At 45.7% G+C, this 19,590-nt stretch carries 11 protein-coding genes and 1 pseudogene; 4 read left to right on the top strand and 8 right to left on the bottom strand.

Annotated elements, in window-relative coordinates; all coding sequences use genetic code 11:
• Positions 1-69 precede the first annotated feature (69 nt).
• Positions 70-297 (top strand): DUF3791 domain-containing protein, encoded by a 228-nt coding sequence (locus tag F7D73_RS01560; RefSeq protein ID WP_153121977.1) that lies wholly within the window; start codon positions 70-72, stop codon positions 295-297.
• Positions 298-706: 409 nt separating this feature from the next.
• Here F7D73_RS01560 and F7D73_RS01555 read toward each other — a convergent pair whose 3' ends face one another.
• The 8 genes and pseudogenes from F7D73_RS01555 to F7D73_RS01520 all read right to left on the bottom strand — a co-directional run bounded on the left by F7D73_RS01555 (position 707) and on the right by F7D73_RS01520 (position 14,457).
• Complete coding sequence (locus tag F7D73_RS01555; protein WP_153121976.1) at positions 707-2,125, bottom strand: AAA family ATPase; 1,419 nt, start codon at positions 2,123-2,125, stop codon at positions 707-709.
• Between the two features lie 370 nt (positions 2,126-2,495).
• Positions 2,496-3,701 carry a hypothetical protein gene (locus tag F7D73_RS01550; protein ID WP_153121975.1) on the bottom strand — a complete coding sequence of 402 codons (1,206 nt, stop codon included), beginning with the start codon at positions 3,699-3,701 and terminating at the stop codon, positions 2,496-2,498.
• A gap of 94 nt (positions 3,702-3,795) precedes the next feature.
• On the bottom strand, positions 3,796-5,118 hold the full coding sequence (locus tag F7D73_RS01545; protein ID WP_194256810.1) for a hypothetical protein: 1,323 nt from the start codon (positions 5,116-5,118) through the stop codon (positions 3,796-3,798).
• A 2-nt stretch (positions 5,119-5,120) separates the two neighbouring features.
• Positions 5,121-6,785 carry a hypothetical protein gene (locus F7D73_RS01540; protein ID WP_228117599.1) on the bottom strand — a complete coding sequence of 555 codons (1,665 nt, stop codon included), beginning with the start codon at positions 6,783-6,785 and terminating at the stop codon, positions 5,121-5,123.
• A 286-nt stretch (positions 6,786-7,071) separates the two neighbouring features.
• A pseudogene (proB, locus tag F7D73_RS01535) lies at positions 7,072-7,842 on the bottom strand (glutamate 5-kinase); the annotation flags it as partial.
• A 183-nt stretch (positions 7,843-8,025) separates the two neighbouring features.
• Entirely contained in the window at positions 8,026-9,684 is a 1,659-nt protein-coding gene (locus F7D73_RS01530; protein WP_153121972.1) for an AMP-binding protein, read from the bottom strand.
• 10 nt (positions 9,685-9,694) lie between these two features.
• A complete protein-coding gene (locus tag F7D73_RS01525; protein WP_117587364.1) occupies positions 9,695-10,249 on the bottom strand; it encodes a helix-turn-helix domain-containing protein in 555 nt (184 codons plus the stop codon).
• A gap of 179 nt (positions 10,250-10,428) precedes the next feature.
• Positions 10,429-14,457, bottom strand: a complete 4,029-nt coding sequence (locus tag F7D73_RS01520) for a hybrid sensor histidine kinase/response regulator transcription factor (RefSeq protein ID WP_228117598.1) — start codon at positions 14,455-14,457, stop codon at positions 10,429-10,431.
• 237 nt (positions 14,458-14,694) lie between these two features.
• Here F7D73_RS01520 and F7D73_RS01515 point away from each other — a divergent pair, with 237 nt between their 5' ends.
• From F7D73_RS01515 to F7D73_RS01505, 3 genes are read left to right on the top strand one after another with little or no spacing between them, the layout of a single operon-like run.
• On the top strand, positions 14,695-15,900 hold the full coding sequence (locus F7D73_RS01515; RefSeq protein ID WP_153121971.1) for an esterase: 1,206 nt from the start codon (positions 14,695-14,697) through the stop codon (positions 15,898-15,900).
• Between the two features lie 17 nt (positions 15,901-15,917).
• Positions 15,918-17,141 carry an esterase gene (locus F7D73_RS01510; protein WP_228117597.1) on the top strand — a complete coding sequence of 408 codons (1,224 nt, stop codon included), beginning with the start codon at positions 15,918-15,920 and terminating at the stop codon, positions 17,139-17,141.
• A 30-nt stretch (positions 17,142-17,171) separates the two neighbouring features.
• Complete coding sequence (locus F7D73_RS01505) at positions 17,172-19,517, top strand: glycoside hydrolase family 3 C-terminal domain-containing protein (RefSeq protein WP_437182276.1); 2,346 nt, start codon at positions 17,172-17,174, stop codon at positions 19,515-19,517.
• The last annotated feature ends 73 nt before the right edge of the window (positions 19,518-19,590 follow it).

Below are 19,590 nucleotides of genomic sequence, written 5' to 3'. Positions count from 1 at the left end.
TGGCTATATCCTAGCCTTTTCAGGCCCGATGATTTCTAAACGGGACAGCAGTGATAAAACATAAATATTATGGGTACAGCAGAAACTCAACAGGCATTGGCTTTTGCAGCGATGTGTGTCGATCTTACTGCAAAGGCAGAAGGATGCAGTAGACAGGAAATGTACTTGCGGATGAAAAAGGTTGGACTGATACATGGTCTTACCACAAGGCTTGAGGCCCTTCATACACAGAGTAAAGATTATGTTGTAGCAGCTTTACAAACTGCCCTTCGTCGTCTGGAAACAGCAAATAATTAATAATTATGCGTACGGTTTTTCATGGTGCAACTCGAATAGTGGAATTGCCGATGATAATATCTGCGGAGCCGTTAAATGATTTAGCAAGAAAGGATGTAAAGTCATGTTAAGAGATTCACAGCTTTGGATGAAGATAGGCAGAATATGTACTTTGTTGGCAAATTTGTATATTGTTGATGATGTGGTTATGGAATTGCAATCTGCAGATGGAATCTACTGAATTTATAAGTAGAAATCTTCTAGCTTGGATTTGTCACTAGGCTCAGAGAGCAGCTGAACCTAGTGACAAACTTTGAGAAGCTATGGCTGTATCTACATATCCATCGTATAGTTGTGGAGATATTCCCAAGGATCGTTTAATTCACGCAAAGACGTTGCCATCTCCTCTAGCTTAATATAGTTAGGACGTTTAGAGAATAAACAAGTCATCCATTGTTACTACCGACTGGACATCCCAGGCATAAGGATTGTCGGATAAGCCCATGGTCGTAATCATTGTAAGATGTACGGCTTTTTCGGTGCCAGTCTCTTGGATGAAACGCTCTCGCTTGTTTTGTAAACTCGCATCTATCGTATTAGTTATCTGAAAAGGAGCCTTGGAGTATTTGATTTCACAGAGATTAATGACATCATCGCTCCTGTCTATCAGCAAGTCGATCTGTGCTCCCGGCTTTTCCTTGCTCCCAGTTACACTCCAAGAATAAACCGTGGTGATAACGCCTTGAATACCAAGCTTTGCCTTGATCTGCTCCACATGCTGCAGGCATACTCGTTCAAAAGCCAAACCGCACCACGTGTTGTACTCGGGTTTGCCAGTAATCTTAGTCCAATATTGTGCATCATTGATATAGCTGTCCTTGATAAACTTATAATAAAACAAGGTGTAATTGTCCATTAACTGGAACAAGGCATTCTTAGCTTTCATTCCGATGCAATTATATTTTCGGATAAATCCGCAGTATTCCAAGTTCTCTAAGTATTCCGTCAACTTGCCATTGTCGGTCAACTTGGTTGCTTGTAAGATTTCTGTTCGGGTCATTCCGACTTTCTTGGTTGCCAAAGCATCTACTATCGAGAGATAAGGTTTGGGCTGTTTGAACAAAGAGTCGTATAAGTCATCAAACTCGTGACGAAGATTGCCATCTTCTGAGAAAAATAACTGGTTGATGTTCTGTGCCAGACTCATTCCCGGTTTCAGTTGAGACCAATAAAACGGAACACCTCCCATGATCATATAGCCTTCCAAAACCTGTCGGCGATTAAAGCGCAGTCCCATTTCTTCGGAATAGAGTTCGCATTCCCTTAAGCAAAACGGTTTCAGATGAATACGGACAGACACTCGGTTGTGCAATCCACCATGATTTTTAATCACCTTATTGATAATCCATGAGGTAGCACTGCCACAAACGATGAGGAGAATATCCTTGCGGGCGGAAGCCCATCCATTCCAGAAATGTTCCAAAGCCGAAAGGAAATTGGAGCGTGGAGAATCCATCCATGGCATCTCGTCGATGAACACTACTTTCTTGGGGATAGTAGATTGTGCCAACAGTTGCCCCAACCTGTCAAAAGCATCATACCAATCTTTTAACTTCGACTGTTTCTGTTTGCTATATGATGTGAGTGAACGGTTGAACTCTGCCAATTGTATGCGATTGGTCTCATTTGCCAATCCTGTATGATAAAAGGCAAAGTCATTGTTGAAGGCCTCCCTTACCAGGAAAGTCTTTCCCACTCGTCTGCGCCCATATATGGCAACAAACTTCGACTCATCAGCAATAAACGCTTGATGAAGTGTCTTCAGTTCTTCTTTTCTACCTATTAACATAGTTCAAATAGTTATATTTCTGGGGCAAATATACGAAAAAATAGTGAGATAACGTGCGGAATCTATCTTTTTTAGATACATTCCGCACGTTTAAAGTATATTTTTAACGTTTGTTGCTATAAAAAGTAAAGAAAAGAGTATGCGGAATAGCCCAAATATGAAGCGATATCTAAGAAAATGTGCTTTAAACGTGCGGAATGTTTCTTTTTTAAGCACATTCCGCACGTTTAAAGCACATTTTCACTGTCGCAGAAATACTCGGGACTTTCATAACCTTGGTAGATGAAAGGATTTGCTAATTTCCTGTTACTTAGTTTCATACGCCATTACATCTTTAGTGTTACAACTTTTATGTAATATCTTATCCTACTTATAGATATTTCTCGATAAGCGAATAGTCGAAATCTTTCATTCGCTTGCGAGCATTGGAGAGTGCCCAGCGATTCTTGAAGCCACATTTCTCGGCGGCCATTTCTTGGCTCATAGCTGCAGGCGCATCTTGTATCAGTTGCTCGTAATGGCGGATGCGGAAGGCATTTACCAATTGGTAGAATCCTATTTCAGTGATAAACTTGCCCGCCAAGCTGTGTGTGGATTTTCTTACATCGCCTATTACTTCCACTCGTTTCAGGCTGGGTTCCAGATACCGCCGACTCACGATGGTAAGCACTTCTTGTCTCACGGTATCCCACTCCTCTGGCTGAATTTGTCTTTCAGTTTTCACTGATGTCCCTTTTTCACCCTCAACCATGTCCTCTGCGATGACCTGATTTTCAGTTTCTTCGTTTTCTTTCTGTACCAGTTGAAGGCTTTCCGCTTCCAACTTTTCCATTTTCTCTTTTACTTCTGCAGAATGTATCATGCGGTTGGGATGCAATATCATACATAGGATAAGCAGCATCCAGGCTGCAAGCAGTAGGTCAACAATCATTTTTACCATTCTGCTGTCTGTAAGAAAAACTATCCACATCAACAAGAAACATCCCAGGGGTTGATAAATCACCTTCTTGGCAAAAGCATACGGAAAATCGCTGTCATTGGAGTAATTCTGTGTGTGGTAATTGTCTATCTGATGATTGAGCCATCGACCTTCGATTACAAAATCCATGGTGAGCAGAAGGCTTATGCCACCCATAACACATTCCCATACCAACTGGTTTCTTGAGAATGTGTCATCGGTATGGAACAGAGATAGGAGCATTAGCACGACGAGTAAACCAATAGATATGGAAAACTTGAAACGCGACAGCCAATTACGATTACCATGTCCCAGGCGGAAGTAACGATGGAACATCATGGCTGAACACATCGGGTAATAGATGATGCCAAACGAGCGGACGTAAAACCACAAGTCAGCGTCATGTGGGCATAATATATATGGGAACTGCAAGACAGTTGCCGCAAAATAAAAGGTCACTTGCCGGCGAGCAGGATAAAAGAAGTCTGCCTGTTTGTCGTAAGGATGGCACATGTGGCACCATCTGATGATGCCACATGTTATGCCTACTATTATATAAGTAAAGCAAGCCAAGGCATAAAATATGTCTGGGCTTGCAAATTCGATAGATATTCCCATTCTTGATACTTTTTATCAAGATGGGCAAATCACAGTCACTATTTTTACAAAAATTAAACTAGCAGTGCTGCCTGCCTGACGTAAATCATGTTTATTACATGTGTACGACATCAATGCGGGCTTCCAGGAATAACTGGGTGCTGATTTTTGTGCCAATAGGACCATATCTCCCCAATGCTAGATGTGCCAACTGATTTTCTGGGTCGGTGACATGGTCGATAGGTTCACCCTTTTCGTCCTTATATGCCGTAGGTGTCATCTTCACCATAGAATAAGGGCAGTCAGGATTAGGCAGGATGTTGCGATACATCAATGCGATATATTCGCCAATAGGCTTTCCGTCTATGTTTTTCTTCTCGCTGTCCCATACCATGAGGTTCACGAAACCACCTTGTTCCTCATTGAGCTTTCTCACCTTTTCCTCAATCTCCTTCAACTTAGGGTTGTTTTTCAGGCAGATGAAGAACATGGCTTTCTTGCCAGGCTCGTATCTTGCATCACGGTCACATATTGAATAATATGAACGGGTATCGGATGCAGAACCTAGACAGATGGACCAATATCGGGCATCAGCTGTAGCGTATTCCTCAGGCTTGGTCGGTGCAGTAACAGGATAGAAGGAGAACGCCAAGATGGAATCCTTCTGCAGATGGGTGCGAGCATAGAGATAAGAGGTGGAATTGTTCGGGTAATACCTGCTCACTGGTGCCAGGAAAAATGGCACTTGGTTGTTCTCATCCGACTTCTGTGAGAAAACTTTCGATGTAATCTTATAGACATTCGATTCCACATGTGCAGGTGGAACTACATTCTTGAAGTTTTCTGTGTCCAATGCCGTGATTTCAGGCAATGATACTCCACCAAACTCGTCATCGGTCTTGCCATCTTCCTTTGTACCAAGGTATTGGCGATGACATATCATCACCTTCTTGACTTTGGAATCTACCTTGTAGATATTGGCGCCTTTCAACTTGTCCAGTACTTTTTGACTAACATCGTCAGATACCACATAGAGGGTATAGTAGTTTTTGCCCGATATAGTCTTTTTGAATGGATTGGTAGAACCAGCATCTGCATGAATGTTGATATCGTCCAAACCGCCGATGACATCTCCTGTCTCGTCATTGTAGAATGAGAAACTCATGTATCTGCAGTAAGGGTATTGTCCCTTGATGCAGATTATTTTATCAGAGTTCTCATCCTGGCGATAAGTAAATTCCCAATAGTTGCTGTAGAGATCGGGATAAGCTCCCAATGTCTCACCATTTCCTGCCATCGTCTGGCTCCACTGAGCTGTTGGAACGACTTGTGGAACTTCTCGGGAATCGCTGTCATTATCGCTGCAAGCTGTCTGAATGATCAAGACCAGTGCGCCCAGGCACAATAAACTTAAGTTCCAGATTTTACTCATAGTCATATTTACTTTAATGGGGCACGGAAAGGTCCTGCCACCGAATTAAACAATAAGTCACCATTCGGGAAGTACTGCAAGATGGCATATGCGCCATTGCCACGATTACTCTTACCCAGATTCACTTGGTGGCGTGTCTTGCCTGTTGCCCAATCCAAACCTGTAATCTCCCAACCTGCATTATCGTACCAACCATTAACGAAGACCATGTCAGAAGCTGTGCTAACAGCAGGAATCATACTTATAGAACTTATGTCAGAGCGACTCCAAAGAGCCTCCCATTTGTTGTCCTTTACATTCCAACGTACACACTCCACGCCTTTTGGACCTTCCAAGAGAGGACCAATCGCCAATACACCGATAATCTTGTCTGTAGCTTTTTCGGTAGTTTCCTTGATATTGTTTACAACGAAAGCCTCATAGCCGCCTACTACTACCGACTGTTCTGACTGCACCCACTCAGTAGAGACAGGAAGTCCGCATGATACTTCAAACACTCCCGCCAATCTAGGGTTGCCTTCTTCAATGACCTTGGCATCTGTAGGAATCTCGTCTCGCCAGAATGCTGCTAACTTCATGCGTTTGCTGCCATCGGTGATGACAACGAGTTTGTCTTCGTCGCTACCAAATCCCATCAAGGTAGGAGTGGAGCCAGTACCATAGCCCAATTTAATGCAAGGAGCAGCAGGACCTCCATCATAAGAAGCTTGCCAAGCACCTTCGGAAACATCTGTAGAGAACTTGCCATTCTTGCAGATAATGCGCTGCATCAATCCCTTGCCGTTAGGCTCGGTGCTGTTGCTCGCCACATAGACAGAGTTTTCGTCCACTGAGACGGAATTGGTCAATATCTGGTCTGTAGGCAGGATATAGGTATCCTCAATGGTTGTCAAGCCACGGTCTAGCATCAACAGGCAACGTTGAGCCGCAACAATCAGATGACCATCATATGTCATGGATACTCCTACAAGGGTGCGTGAATTGGCTATGTTGGAAGCCAGGTTTATCGTGTTGTCCAACATGATTCCTTCCTCAGGCTTGGAGGCGTTCTTGAGACGATATCGAGACAGCTTTCTTCCAGCATTGATATATACATAATTGTCCTTGTCGCACAAAACGTAGCATCCGTTCGCCATCGACATCTGTGGCATCTGTCCCAGGATGTCTGTTGCCGCTTGGGTCAAGTCATTCAGTGATGAATAGTCGGCAGTCAGTTTTTCTAACTCTTCCTTGGTATGCTTCTTGATGTCTGGAAGTTCCGCTTCGGCAATGCGCTCAAACTTTCCGTCTTTTACGTTGATATAGGATACGCGGTCGCTGCTCATACCCCACATGTAATCTGGTGAGGTAGAGGAAAGTGTCATCAGGTTGACAGGTCCGCTCCAGGTAGAAGCACAATTCTCCGGATTCACGGTGAATATACCATCCTTCACTGCATAAGGGAAAGCGTCGGTCTGTGCTGAATTGAAATGCGTGATACTATAATGTTCGGATGCCAGGTAAGGATTGCGTGGCACTACTTGAACATCTGTCAGTGGAGTATGTCCTGGATTAGGCACATTCTCGTCAGAATCGTTGTCACTGCAGGCTCCCATTGAGATAATGAGTCCTAATGATAATAGCCACTTGCTTGTTTCTTCTAAAAGAAAATTCATCTTGTTCACTTTCTTCATAGCGTGTCGTTTTTTTTATATGATTATACATTAATTACTTTACGCTGCAAAGATACGGAAAACCTGGGGGTTTGGAGTGAGTATTAGTTTTTTCTCGTGATTATCGGTAAAATCATGTGAACCTCCAATTGATATTGCATTTTTTAACTTTATCCAACTGGAAATCACACCATATCTATATTGAAATTACTGTATATAAGACAGAAAAACGCCATTACATAGTTGTTGAACACAAATTATGTAATGGCGATAACGTTTATTTTTATACAAAATTCTACTTCTCTTTAGGTCTTGCCACAAACTCGGTATGAAGGGTCTCCATCGGATGTTCCTTCAGATTGATGAGGATGTTTGGCGTGTTGCCGTTGGCGATGATTACCTTGATGCCGGCATTGGCTACGTCGTGAGCGGTTTTTACTTTCGATGTCATGCCGCCTCTGCCGTGACTGCTCTTGCTGGCAAGGATGTACTCACTGATGTCACGGTCGTAATAAACCGATGGGATGATGCGGGTGGTAGGCTCGCTTGGGTCACCATTGTAGATGCCATCCACATTGCTTAATAGAATCAAGGTGTCGGCATTCATCATCTTGGCAATCAAGCCAGACAATTCATCGTTATCCGTAAACATCAACTCGGTGATGCATACGGTATCGTTCTCGTTGACGATAGGGAGCACGTTGTTTTCCAGCATCACCTGCATGCAGGCTTCCTGGTTTTTGTACTGCTCCTCGGCACCGAAATTCTCCTTCATGGTCAGTACCTGACCAATCTTGATCTTATATTCACGGAAAAGGTTGTAATAGAGACCTACGAGTTTCACCTGTCCAATGGCAGAGAACAGCTGGCGCTGCTCCACGCTGTCCAGTTGGTGGTCAACGTGCAGTTCGGCTCTTCCGGCAGCCACGGCACCAGAAGATACCAGAATCACCTCATAGTCGTGCTTTCTGAGCCAGACAATCTGATCCACAATTGCCGACATTCTCGTTACATCCAGTTTTCCGTCTTCTCGGGTCAGCACGTTGCTGCCCACCTTTACTACGATTCTTTTTCCCATAAATTTTAGTGAAGAGTGAAGAACGAAGAGTGAAAAATTCTCTTGTTCTTCTTATTATATTTTATGTTGAATGCATATTTAAGTGAAGAGTGAAGAACGAAGAGTGAAGAATTCAATAGTTTTTTTATGCTAAATTTTAGCTTGTTAAAGCAAGAGAATTCTTCACTCTTCACTCTTCGTTTTTCACTTAACCCCGTCTTTTTCTCGAATCTCTACTCTTCGAATCTTGCCGGAGATGGTCTTTGGCAGTTCATCTACGAATTCGATGATGCGAGGATATTTATAAGGAGCAGTCTCGTGCTTCACATGATCCTGCAGCTTCTTGATGAGGTCAGGACCCGCCATACTCTTGTATTCATCCTTCAGTACGACGGTTGCCTTGACAACCATACCGCGGATTGGGTCTGGCACACCGGTGATGGCGCACTCTACTACGGCAGGGTGAGTCATCAGGGCATTCTCTACCTCGAAAGGACCGATGCGGTAACCCGAACTCTTGATCACATCGTCTATTCTTCCCTCAAACCAGAAGTAGCCTTCCTCATCACGCCAAGCCATATCGCCCGTGTGATAGTAACCATCGTGCCAAACAGATTTTGTCTGCTTCTCGTCACGATAGTAATATTTGAAGAGACCGATAGGCTTGTCATCGCCGATGCGGATGCAAATCTCGCCCTTTTCGCCATCCTCGCATTCCGTCATGTCTGGGCGAAGGATGTGAACATCATATTGTGGATTTGGTTTGCCCATGCTTCCTGGCTTTGGTTTGATCCAAGGGAAGGTTCCCAATGTCATGGTGGTCTCGGTCTGTCCGAAGCCCTCGTAAATCTGAACACCCGTCAGTTTCTGGAAGGTCTCTGCCACAGATGGGTTCATTGCCTCACCCGCTGTGGTGCAGTATTCAAGACTGCTGAGGTCATACTTAGAGAAATCCTCCTGAATCATGAAGCGATAGATGGTAGGAGGGGCACAGAAAGAGGTGATGTGATACTTCTCAATCTGGCGCATGATCTTATCAGCCGTAAACTTCTCGTGATCGAAGACGAAGACGGTGGCTCCGGCAAACCATTGTCCGTAGAGCTTGCCCCATACAGCCTTGCCCCAACCGGTATCGGCTACGGTAAGATGGATGGAATTCTCGTGGAGATTGTGCCAATATACACCCGTGGTCAGATGACCGAGGGCATAGAGGTGATCGTGTGCCACCATCTTAGGCTCGCCAGTGGTTCCAGATGTGAAGTACATCAGCAGGGTATCTTCATTAGAGTTTACATGTTCCGGGCGAACGAAAGGAGCACATTCGTTCCATTCCTTCATCCAGTCGTGGAAACCTTCCGGGATGTCTGGACCGATACTGATCAAAGTCTTGACAGTCGGACTTTCTGGCATAGCCTGATTAACCTGCTCTACCACGTAATCATCGCCGCAGCAGATGATAGCCTTCACGCTTGCTGCATTGTTGCGGTAAACGATGTCGTGCTTGGTAAGCATGTGGGTGGCAGGGATGGCTACGGCGCCCAACTTGTGGAGACCGAGCATGGCAAGCCACCACTGATAGTGACGCTTCAGAATCAGCATCACCTTATCATCGTGACCGATGCCGAGACTCTGGAAGTAAGCAGCAGCCTTGTCGCTCTGCTCCTTCAGGTCCTTGTATGTAAAACGGATTTCTTCGCCACGTTCACTTGCCCAAAGCAGCGCCACGTGGTCTGGTTTGATCTTTGCCCATTCGTCCATCACGTCGTAGGCAAAGTTGAAATCTTCTGGTATGATAAACTCCAGATGCTCCTTGAAGTCTTGCTCTGAAGTAAATTTTGTCTGTTTTAGAAATCTCTCGATCATAGTTACTCTTCTAGATAATTATACAAAGGAACTTGGCAGGCTCATTGTTGAGTGAGCGGAAACAATGCGACTTTCTACTGTCGAAGTAGATGCTGTCGCCTGGATTCAGTACCATCACCTTCTCTTCGATGGTTACTTCGAGCTGTCCCTCTATCACATAATCATATTCCTGTCCGTCGTGTCCGTTCTTGTTTGGCTTCTTGTCGCCTGGCAACGGATCTACCTGTACCATGAACGGATTCACCTTTCTATCCTTGAACCCTACGGCAAGGCTCTGGTATTTATACTGGTTGTTGCGGTCTATCTCCGGTCCCTGTCCCTTGCGGGTTACGTAGTATCCCTTCATGCGAGGTTCCTCGCCGAAGAGCAATACGTCGAGGTCGATGCCGTATCGCTTGGAAATCTTGGAAAGTCGATATACAGAAGGATCTGCTTCTCCTGATTCAATCTTGAGATAGTGGTCAAGGCTGATTTCGCAAAGTTCAGCCACCTCCTCAGCCGGGATGTTGAGAACCTCACGGAGACCTTTCAGTCTTTCACCAATTTGCTTAATTGCTTCATCCATAGTTCTTTTTTTTGTTGTTTGAGCTCAGGAAAGTAATAATCCTTCGCATTTGTTGGCAAAATTACGACTTTTTGTCGATATATGCAAACAAAATGATAATAAATTGTATAAAATCTTGTGATTTTTTGTAGTTTAGAAACCTCAAGCCCAACGAGTGGCAGGAGCACGGAGATTGTGTATCAGTATTTCTTCTTGCTATATTCGCTTGGACTACATCCAAACTGCTTCTTGAAACTGGTGGAGAAGTGGGAGAGGGTGTTGAATCCAGTCATGTAGGCTATCTCCGATATGTTGTATTCCCCCTCTACTATCAGGGCGGCGGCACGGTTGAGCTTGTAAGTCTTGAAGAAGACGCTAGGGTTCTCGCCAGTCAGTCCTTTTACCTTATAGTATAGTTTGGTACGAGATATGTGCATCAGTTCCGTTGCCTTGTTCACATCTAGTTCAGAGTTGGCTAGTTCTTGCTCCATGATTTTGTACAGTTCGTCCATGAAGGCTTTGTCTTGTGGCGACAGCACCTCCTCTACGCTCTTGTCTGTTTGGGTGGCGTTGTTCAGGATGGTCTTTGCCTTCTCTCTGTTGGTGAGCAGGGAGTTGATCATAGCCAGCAACACCTTAGGGGTGAATGGCTTGGTAACATAGGCATCGGCGCCACTGTTCAGTCCTTCCACCTGGTTTTCTGGGGTGGTCTTGGCAGTGACGAGAATCACAGGGATGTGGCAGAGCTGGATGTCTTGCTTCACTTCCTTACAGAGTTCGTAGCCACTGATGCCTGGCATGACCACGTCGCTCAGGATGAGGCTTGGCTCTTCCTCACGGATGGCTTTCAAGGCACTCTCCGCATCGAAGCGATAGATGACGTGATAGTCTGTTGCCAACAAGGTGCGAAGATAATGCACCACCTCGGTGTCATCATCTACGATAAGAACCTTTGGACGGTTGTCGCTGCCATCTTCCTGCTCTATCTTATTGGCTATCATAGAATCTTTCTTGGCGGAAAGTTTCATCTTTTGCTCTTCCTCCAAGTTTCTCTTCTCGGCATCAGAATAGATTTCCTCATGGGTTGGTATTGCAAGCGTAAAGACTGCTCCCTGGCAATCCTTGCGGTTGTTGGCTAACAACTTTCCATGATGGAGAAGGGCAAGGCTGCGGGCATAGTAAAGGCCGATGCCAGTACCCCAGTTGATGGTACTAGCCGACTGGTTGTTCAACTGATAGTAGCGCTTGAAGATGTTGTCCAGTTCCTTTTCTGGTATTCCCTTGCCTGTGTCGGCAACGGTTATCTTGACCCATTGCATCCCTTTCTTGTCTATCTCCGAATCCAAGGTGACATCTATTTTTCCACCACGAGGTGTAAACTTCATGGCATTTGACATGAGGTTGTTGATGATTTTCTCCAACTTGTCAACATCCAGCCAGATGAGATAAGAACCTTCTAAGCCATGGCAGTTGAGTGTGATGCCTTTTTCCTCGGCATTGACGATAAACAAGTCTATGATGCGCTGCATCTCTGTAACGATGTCACACAATTTGACATGTAATCGGAGAGTGTCGTTCTCCAGTTTGTTGAAGTCGAGCAACTGGTTTACCAATTTGAGCATTCTGTTCACGCTTCTGTTGATGATGTTGAGCAACTGTTTGTTGTGCTTGTTGATATCGGTGCTCTCGCAGAGTTGCTCCACAGGTCCTGAAATCATCGTCAGAGGCGTGCGGAACTCATGGGAGATGTTGGCAAAGAAGCTCATGTTCATCTTGTTGATGCGCTGTTCTTGTTCCTTTTCTACCTCAGCCTTCCTAGCCATTTCCTTTTCCATATTGATGCGTTGCTTGAATCGTATGTAGGCATAGCCTGCGCCAGTTGCCAAGAGGATATAGAGGCACCATGCCCACCAAGCGTTCCATGGCTCTGGGGCGATAGATACCTTGATGGACTTTTCGGCGATGGTGTGGTTGTTGTCGTTGCCCACGATCTTCACCTTGAAGGTATAGCAGCCAGCTGGCAGGTTGGAATAATAGGCCTCGGTATTGCTGCCAGCATCGACCCATGATTTGTCAAAGCCTTCCAGTTGGTAGAAATAGTGGATGCGCTTGTAGTCACTGTAGTCGATGGCGGAAAAGGAGATGCTAAAGCTGTTCTCCTTGTAGCCCAGGTGGATATGAGGAGAATGCTCCATGCTCTCCTCTATGTTGCCTTTTTCCTTGGCTTGTACGAGATTGTTATGCACCTTTAGGTTCTCAAACAGCAAGTTGATGGGCTGGTTGGTCGTAACGTTCTGAGGGTTGAAGATGGTGAGACCGTGGGTACCACCAAAGATAAGTGTGCCGTCTTTTAACTTGCAGGAGGCACGGTCGTAGAACTGGAAACCGCCGATGCCATCAGCCTCCTTGTAGGAGGTTATCTTATGGGCTTTGATGTCCAACTTGTTCAATCCATACATGGTACTCACCCAGAGGTTGCCATTCTTGTCTTCCTCGATACTGGAGATGTCAGAGCATGACAATCCTGGGATAGGCTGCATTCGATGGGTGTTGGCATCATATTTTAAGAGCCCATTGGTGACGGTGCCAAACCAAATGTTGCCCTTGCTATCTTGGAGCGTCTTTGTCGGGATATAGACACTGCGCTTGATACACTTCTTCCAATCAGTGGGATTTACCTTAAACTCTCGGATGACCTTCGTCTTGCCATCTATTTCCAATATCGGCTTATAGAAAGCAGATACGAGCAGATTGCCATTATTGAGGCAAATGATGCTTGGGATGAAAGTAAAGGTAGATGGGAACAACTGCTTCTTGGTCATGGTTCCATCTTGATGAGAAATGAGATAGATATCCACACCTGCTGTGGAAACCCACATGTTGCCCTGCTTGTCTTGTGCAAATTCCATAGGCATAAAAATGGGATAAGAATCTACAACACGCAATTCTCCGTTTTCATACTTACACTTGGCGACGTTCTCCGCATCGGCAAGCCAGATATAATTTCTGGCATCTACATAGAGGTTGGTGATGATGTTCTTTTTATCATCATTGCTATTTTGATATACCTTGGGTATCTTTTTGATTTGCTTGTTCTCCAAGTCATAGACATAGATGCCATCTTTCTTGGTGGCAATCCAAAGATGGTTCGTGTGGTCTGGTACAATGGCGAGTACAGCTTGCTTGCCCACGGAGCGTTGCAAGGCAAGGTTGCTGTTGAACATGTCTTGATAACGATAGATGGTCTTCACGCCATCCTCTTCTGAACCGAGCCATAAGTTGCCTTTTGAGTCGGTGAAGATTTGGCTTACTTGCATATTGCCCAAGTCAAATGGGAAGTTCTTGTCGCTTTGATGGACGAGTTTGTGATGGTTGTCGAGCAACCACAAGCCATGCTTGGTAGTATTGAGCAAGATGCCATTCTTGCCGTATGGATGCACGATGTTCACCATGTCGTGTGGCAATGACCAAGACTTGAGGCTGGCTGGCAGTGCCTGGAGTTGGCGGGTGCGGGTATCGAAGATTTGCATGCCGTCATAGCCAGATAGCCACAGCTTGTGTCCATCTTGCAGATAGGAATATTGGGAATGGCCTGAAAGTTTGATTTCTGCCACTTTCTGGAATGTGTCCGAGCGATAGCCGGTGATGATTTGTGGTGTACGTATCCAGATGATGTCTCGGTCGTCGATGTGGCAGGTCAGGTTGAAGGTGGGTCTTTCTTCCAGTTGTTTCAACTTGACCACGAGTTTGTTAGTCTTTTCGTCATATTGATAGAAGGTATAGCCCGTGGTAAAGAACATTCTGCCGGCTTTGTCTTCCAGTATCTGCGTAAAATTCTTATTTTGCATGGTGAGGGGGATTCTCGTAAATTTGCCCTGCTCATTGTAGTAGCAGATGCCATTGGCCGTAGTTATCCACAGTCGGTTTTTGGAATCTCTGAAAACGCTACTGATATTGTTGTCGGGCAGCCCCACGGAGTCGTGTACGCAGAAGTATTGGTAGTACTTGTTGCTGTCATACTTATTGAGACCACGGAAGGTGCCAATCCAGATTTGTCCGTATTGGTCCTCGCAGATGCTTTTTACTTTCTTGTTGGATATTTGGTCAGAGAGCGTCCATTCTTTTCCCTCATAGGTGTTCTCCTCGTCGGTAGTGTCGTGATGCTGGCAGGCTGATAGTGTCAGCATGAGTCCTAGAAAGGCATACAAAAGTATTTTCTCTTTGCTCATAGCTATTTCGTTATTTTTCTATTTGCAAAGATACGATAAATCCCTGATATATACAATATTTATGAAGGACTTTTAACAAATAGGAAACTTTTTGAACAGATAGGAAACCCCATTTTGAACAAAATCAAAATACAAGAAAACATTTCAGAAAAGGGTGTATTGAAAAAGTGCGTACCTTTGCAGCGCAATTTTGAACAATTATCATTTTTATACTAGTAAACCAAAGGTGTAAAGACAATGAAAAAGTTATCATTATTAGTTATTGCATTATGTATAACATGTGGCAGTGCTTCAGCACAGCAAGCCCTCTTCGGAGGGCAAATGCCACAGTCGCCTGAGATTCATGCCGACAAGACGGTTACTTTCCGCTGTATGGCACCTGGTGCTCAAAAGGTGCAGATTACGGGCGATTTCTTGCCAACTCGCAAGATTGATACCCCGATGGGCAAGTTTGATGCCCCAGGTGTGGCTGACTTGACCAAGGACGATAAGGGTGTGTGGAGCTATACCACCACCTCTCCTCTGTCGCCAGAGTTGTATTCTTATACGATGATGGTGGATGGGGCAAGCGTTACCGACCACTTGAACGTATATACCGTGCGTGACATCAGCAATGTTTCCAACATATTCTTGGTAGATGGTGGCAAGGCAGACTTATACAAGGTTAACAAGGTGCCCCATGGAACAGTTTCCAAGGTGTGGTATGACGATGCCAAGGCAGGCATTACCCGTCGCATGACAGTTTATACCCCAGCAGGCTATGAGACAAGCAAGGTGAAATACCCAGTGCTCTATCTGCTTCATGGCATCGGTGGCGACGAAGAGGCTTGGATGGACTTGGGACGTGCTTCCCAGATCTTGGACAATCTCATTGCCCAAGGCAAGGCAAAGCCTATGATTGTGGTGATGCCCAATGGCAATATCTCCCAGGAGGCGGCTCCAGGCTATACTTCAGAGGGACTCATTGTACCAAGCTTGGGATTGCCTAAGACCATGGAAGGCTCTTTTGAGGTTTCTTTCCCTGAGGTGGTGAAGTTTGTGGATGCTCGTTATCGCACCTTGGCAAATACCCAGAACCGTGCCATCGCCGGTTTGTCAATGGGTGGATTCCATTCCCTCTATATTTCCATCAACAATCCTAAGACCTTTGGCTATGTGGGGCTCTTCTCGGCAGCCATTGGCAAGGAACAAAGAAGTGGTGGCGCCAACGAGTACATCTATGATAACTTCGACAAGAAGTTGGCAGACTTGTTTGCTGCCAAGCCAAAGCTCTTCTGGATTGGTATCGGCAACACCGACTTCCTCTTTAAGGACAATACCGCCTTTAGAGAGAAACTGACCAAGAACCATTATCCATTCACCTATATGGAGACCGATGGTGGTCATATCTGGCGCAACTGGCGCATCTACCTGGGTGAGTTTGCCCAGAAAATCTTTAAGTAACTTCAAACAACATTACAATGAAAAAGATAACATTTATGGCAACAGCCTTGCTCTTGAGTATGAGCAGCTTTGCACAACAAGCTTTGTTCGACAACGTACCTGTGGTTTCTCCAGAGTTAAACGCCAACCATACAGTTACTTTCCGTCTCAAGGCTCCCAATGCACAGAAAGTGCAGATTACGGGCGACTTCTTGCCTACCAAGCAGATTGATACCCCTGTGGGAAAGTATGATGCACCGGGAGTGGCAGACTTGGTGAAGGATGACAAGGGAGTATGGAGCTTTACCAGCACTAATCTTTCTCCTGAGCTTTATTCTTATAATCTCCTCTTGGATGGTGTGAAGATTGTGGATCCTGGAAGCGTCTATATCACTCGTGACATCACTTCGGTAACCAATATTTTTATCTTGTCAGACAAGAAAGGAGACTGTGGTGACCTCTACACCGTCAATGAGGTGCCTCATGGCAATGTGCAGAAGGTTTGGTATGACAGTCCTACGCTCAAGATGCAGCGTCGTATGACCGTCTATACCCCAGCAGGTTACGACAAGGGCAAGGATTACCCAGTGCTCTACTTGCTTCATGGCGCAGGTGGTGATGAGGATGCTTGGACAACCTTGGGACGTGCCTCCCAGATTCTCGACAACTTGATAGCCACAGGCAAGGCAAAGCCTATGGTTGTGGTGATGACCAATGGCAACCCTAACTGTCAGGCTGCTCCTGGCGAATGGTCGGCAGGTATGTATGTGCCTTCTTTCTATGGTTACCAAGGTGCCAAGGCGGTGGCTACGATGGATGAGAGCTTCCCTGACGTGATGAACTATGTGGAGAGCCATTACAAGGTGGGCAAGGATAAGGCGCATCGTGCCATCTGCGGTTTGTCAATGGGTGGTGGACACTCCTTTGACATCTCTCGCCGTTTCCCTAATAAGTTTGATTACGTTGGTCTATTCTCCGCTGGTTTGCATGTGGGAAAGACTGGCGATTTTCGCACCGATTTCTATAAGATGCTGCAAGAGGACGAGGAGGCGAAGCAGCAGTTGGCAACCTTGTTTAAGAACAAGCCAAAATTGTATTGGATAGGTATGGGAAAGACCGACTTCTTGTATAAGAGTACAGCCGGCTTGCGTCGCTATTTCGATGAGAAGGGGTATAAATATACCTATATGGAGACCGAGGGCGGCCACATCTGGCGCAACTGGCGTGTCTATCTCACAGAGTTTGCACAAAAGATTTTCTAACGACAAAAACGATTGGATAATATGATAAAAATTAAGAAAGTAATGATTACCACTTGTGTGTTCTTGGCTTCGACTACATTGTGCCCAGCCCAGACAACACCCAAGTTAGGCGTTTCTCCTGTTGAGGATGTCATCCGGGCTATGACCCTTGATGAAAAGATAGAACTGTTGGTGGGTTCTACTGGCAAAGTAAAATCAAGCATGATGGCTACCATCGGTAACCAAGGTCAGTTGGTGCCTGGTGCCGCAGGACAAGTGAATGGCATCGAGCGACTTGGTATTCCTACTACCGTAGTGGCAGATGGACCTGCTGGTCTGCGTATCGATGCCAAGCGCAAGGATACCAATAAGACATTCTACTGCACTCATTTCCCTGTGGCTACCGTGATGAGTGCCACCTGGAATGCCGACTTGGTTCATTCAGTGGGTACTTCTATGGGCGACGAGGTAAAGCACTATGGTGTGGATGTCCTTTTGGCTCCAGCCACCAACATCATGCGCAACCCACTTTGCGGTCGTAACTTTGAGTATTATTCAGAGGGTCCATTGTTGGCAGGTAAGATTTGCGCAGCCATGGTGAATGGTATCGAGAGCAATGGCGTGGGAACTTCCGTGAAGCACTTTGCCTTGAATAACCAGGAGACCAATCGCACGAGAAACAATGTCATCGGCAATCCTCGTACTTTTAGAGAAATCTATCTCAAGCCATTCGAGATTGTGGTGAAGGAGTCTCAGCCTTGGACCATCATGACCTCCTATAACCTCATCAATGGCACGATGTCGAGCGAGCGTTGCGACTTGGTGACTGAAATCCTTCGCCATGAGTGGGGTTTCAAGGGCATGGTGATGACTGATTGGTTTGGCGGTATTAGTGCTACTGCACAGATGGAGGCAGGCAATGACCTCTTGATGCCAGGAAAGGCGGACCAATGTGACGAGATTCGCAAGGCGGTGCTCAATGGTCGCTTGTCGTTGGAAATCATCGACCGTAATGTGCGTCACATCCTGGAATATATCATGGAGACCCCAAGATTCAAGCAGTATGTGGCTGACAACAACCCAGACTTGAAGGGACATGCCGAGGTGGCTCGCAAAGCTGCTACCGAGGGTATGGTATTGCTCAAGAACAACAAGAATACCTTACCTATCATCCAGAAAGTAAAGAACATCGCCCTCTTTGGTAACACCTCTTATGATTTCATCGCTGGCGGTACTGGTTCTGGCAATGTAAATCATGCGTATGTGGTAAGTCTCTTGGATGGCTTGAAGAATGCTGGCTATCAGGTGGATGGGGCTATCCGCAAGGCTTATGAGGAGTATGCACCTAAGGCAAAGGAGTCTCTTCCTAAGCCTGAGAATCCATTAGAGGCTTTCCTTCCAGGACATTTTATCCCGGAAATGAGCCTTGCTGAGTTGGATATGGCTGCTGCCGTGAAGAACAACGACATGGCTATCATCACCATTGGTAAGTCATCTGGTGAGTTCTTGGATCGTCATCTCTCCGACAACTTCACTCTCACCCAGGCAGAGAAGGATATGATAGCAGGTGTTTGCAATGCTTTCCACAAGGCAGGCAAGAAGGTGGCAGTCATCTTGAATGTTTGTGGTGTAATCGAGACCAAGAGTTGGATGGCAGCTCCTGATGCAGTCTTGTTGTCTTGGTTGCCTGGTCAGGAAGGTGGTAATTCCGTTGCCGACATCTTGACGGGTAAGGAGAATCCTTCTGGTCGTCTGCCTATGACATGGCCTGTTAGCTACAATGATGTTCCTTCCAAGGACAATTTCCCTTATCCTGATGATGTCAAGGTAAAGGATGTAATCGGTATGTTCATGGGCAAGGGCATTGGCAGCAAGGGCGACGTGAAGAATGTGGATTACACGAATTATGAGGATGGCATCTATGTGGGCTATCGTTATTACCAGACCAAGAACGTGCCTGTGGCTTATCCTTTCGGCTATGGTATGAGCTATACCACCTTTAAGTATGGCAAGCCTGTAGTTACTAAGGATGCGCAAGGCAATGTGCAGGTGCAGGTGGCAGTGAAGAACGCTGGCAAGATGGCTGGTAAGGAAGTGGTTCAGGTGTATGTGGCTGCTCCTGGCAAGGATATGGAAAAGCCTGCCAAGGAACTCCGTGGCTTCGCCAAAACCAAGTCTTTGAAACCAGGAGAGAGTGAGACGGTTACCATCCTGATTCCATACGAAAACTTGGCTTCTTTCAATGAAACAGATAGCCAGTGGCAGGTAGAGGCTGGCGACTATAAGGTAATGGTGGCAAAGAATGCTGCTGACACCAAGCCACTCACAGTTATCGTCAATGAGAAGGCTAGTGTAACCTCCAAGGTACGCCCTTGCTTGTTGCCTGAAGTGAAATAAGAACTTGCCCCCTACATATGAAAGTAAGGAAATATAGTATTTCCAGTGTGTAAGAGGCGTAAAAACAAACAAA

Source organism: Segatella copri (assembly GCF_009494395.1).
In the GTDB taxonomy this organism is placed as follows: domain Bacteria; phylum Bacteroidota; class Bacteroidia; order Bacteroidales; family Bacteroidaceae; genus Prevotella.
The sequence above is the reverse complement of the archived record's forward strand: the minus strand, read 5'-3'. Positions and strand labels throughout refer to the sequence as shown.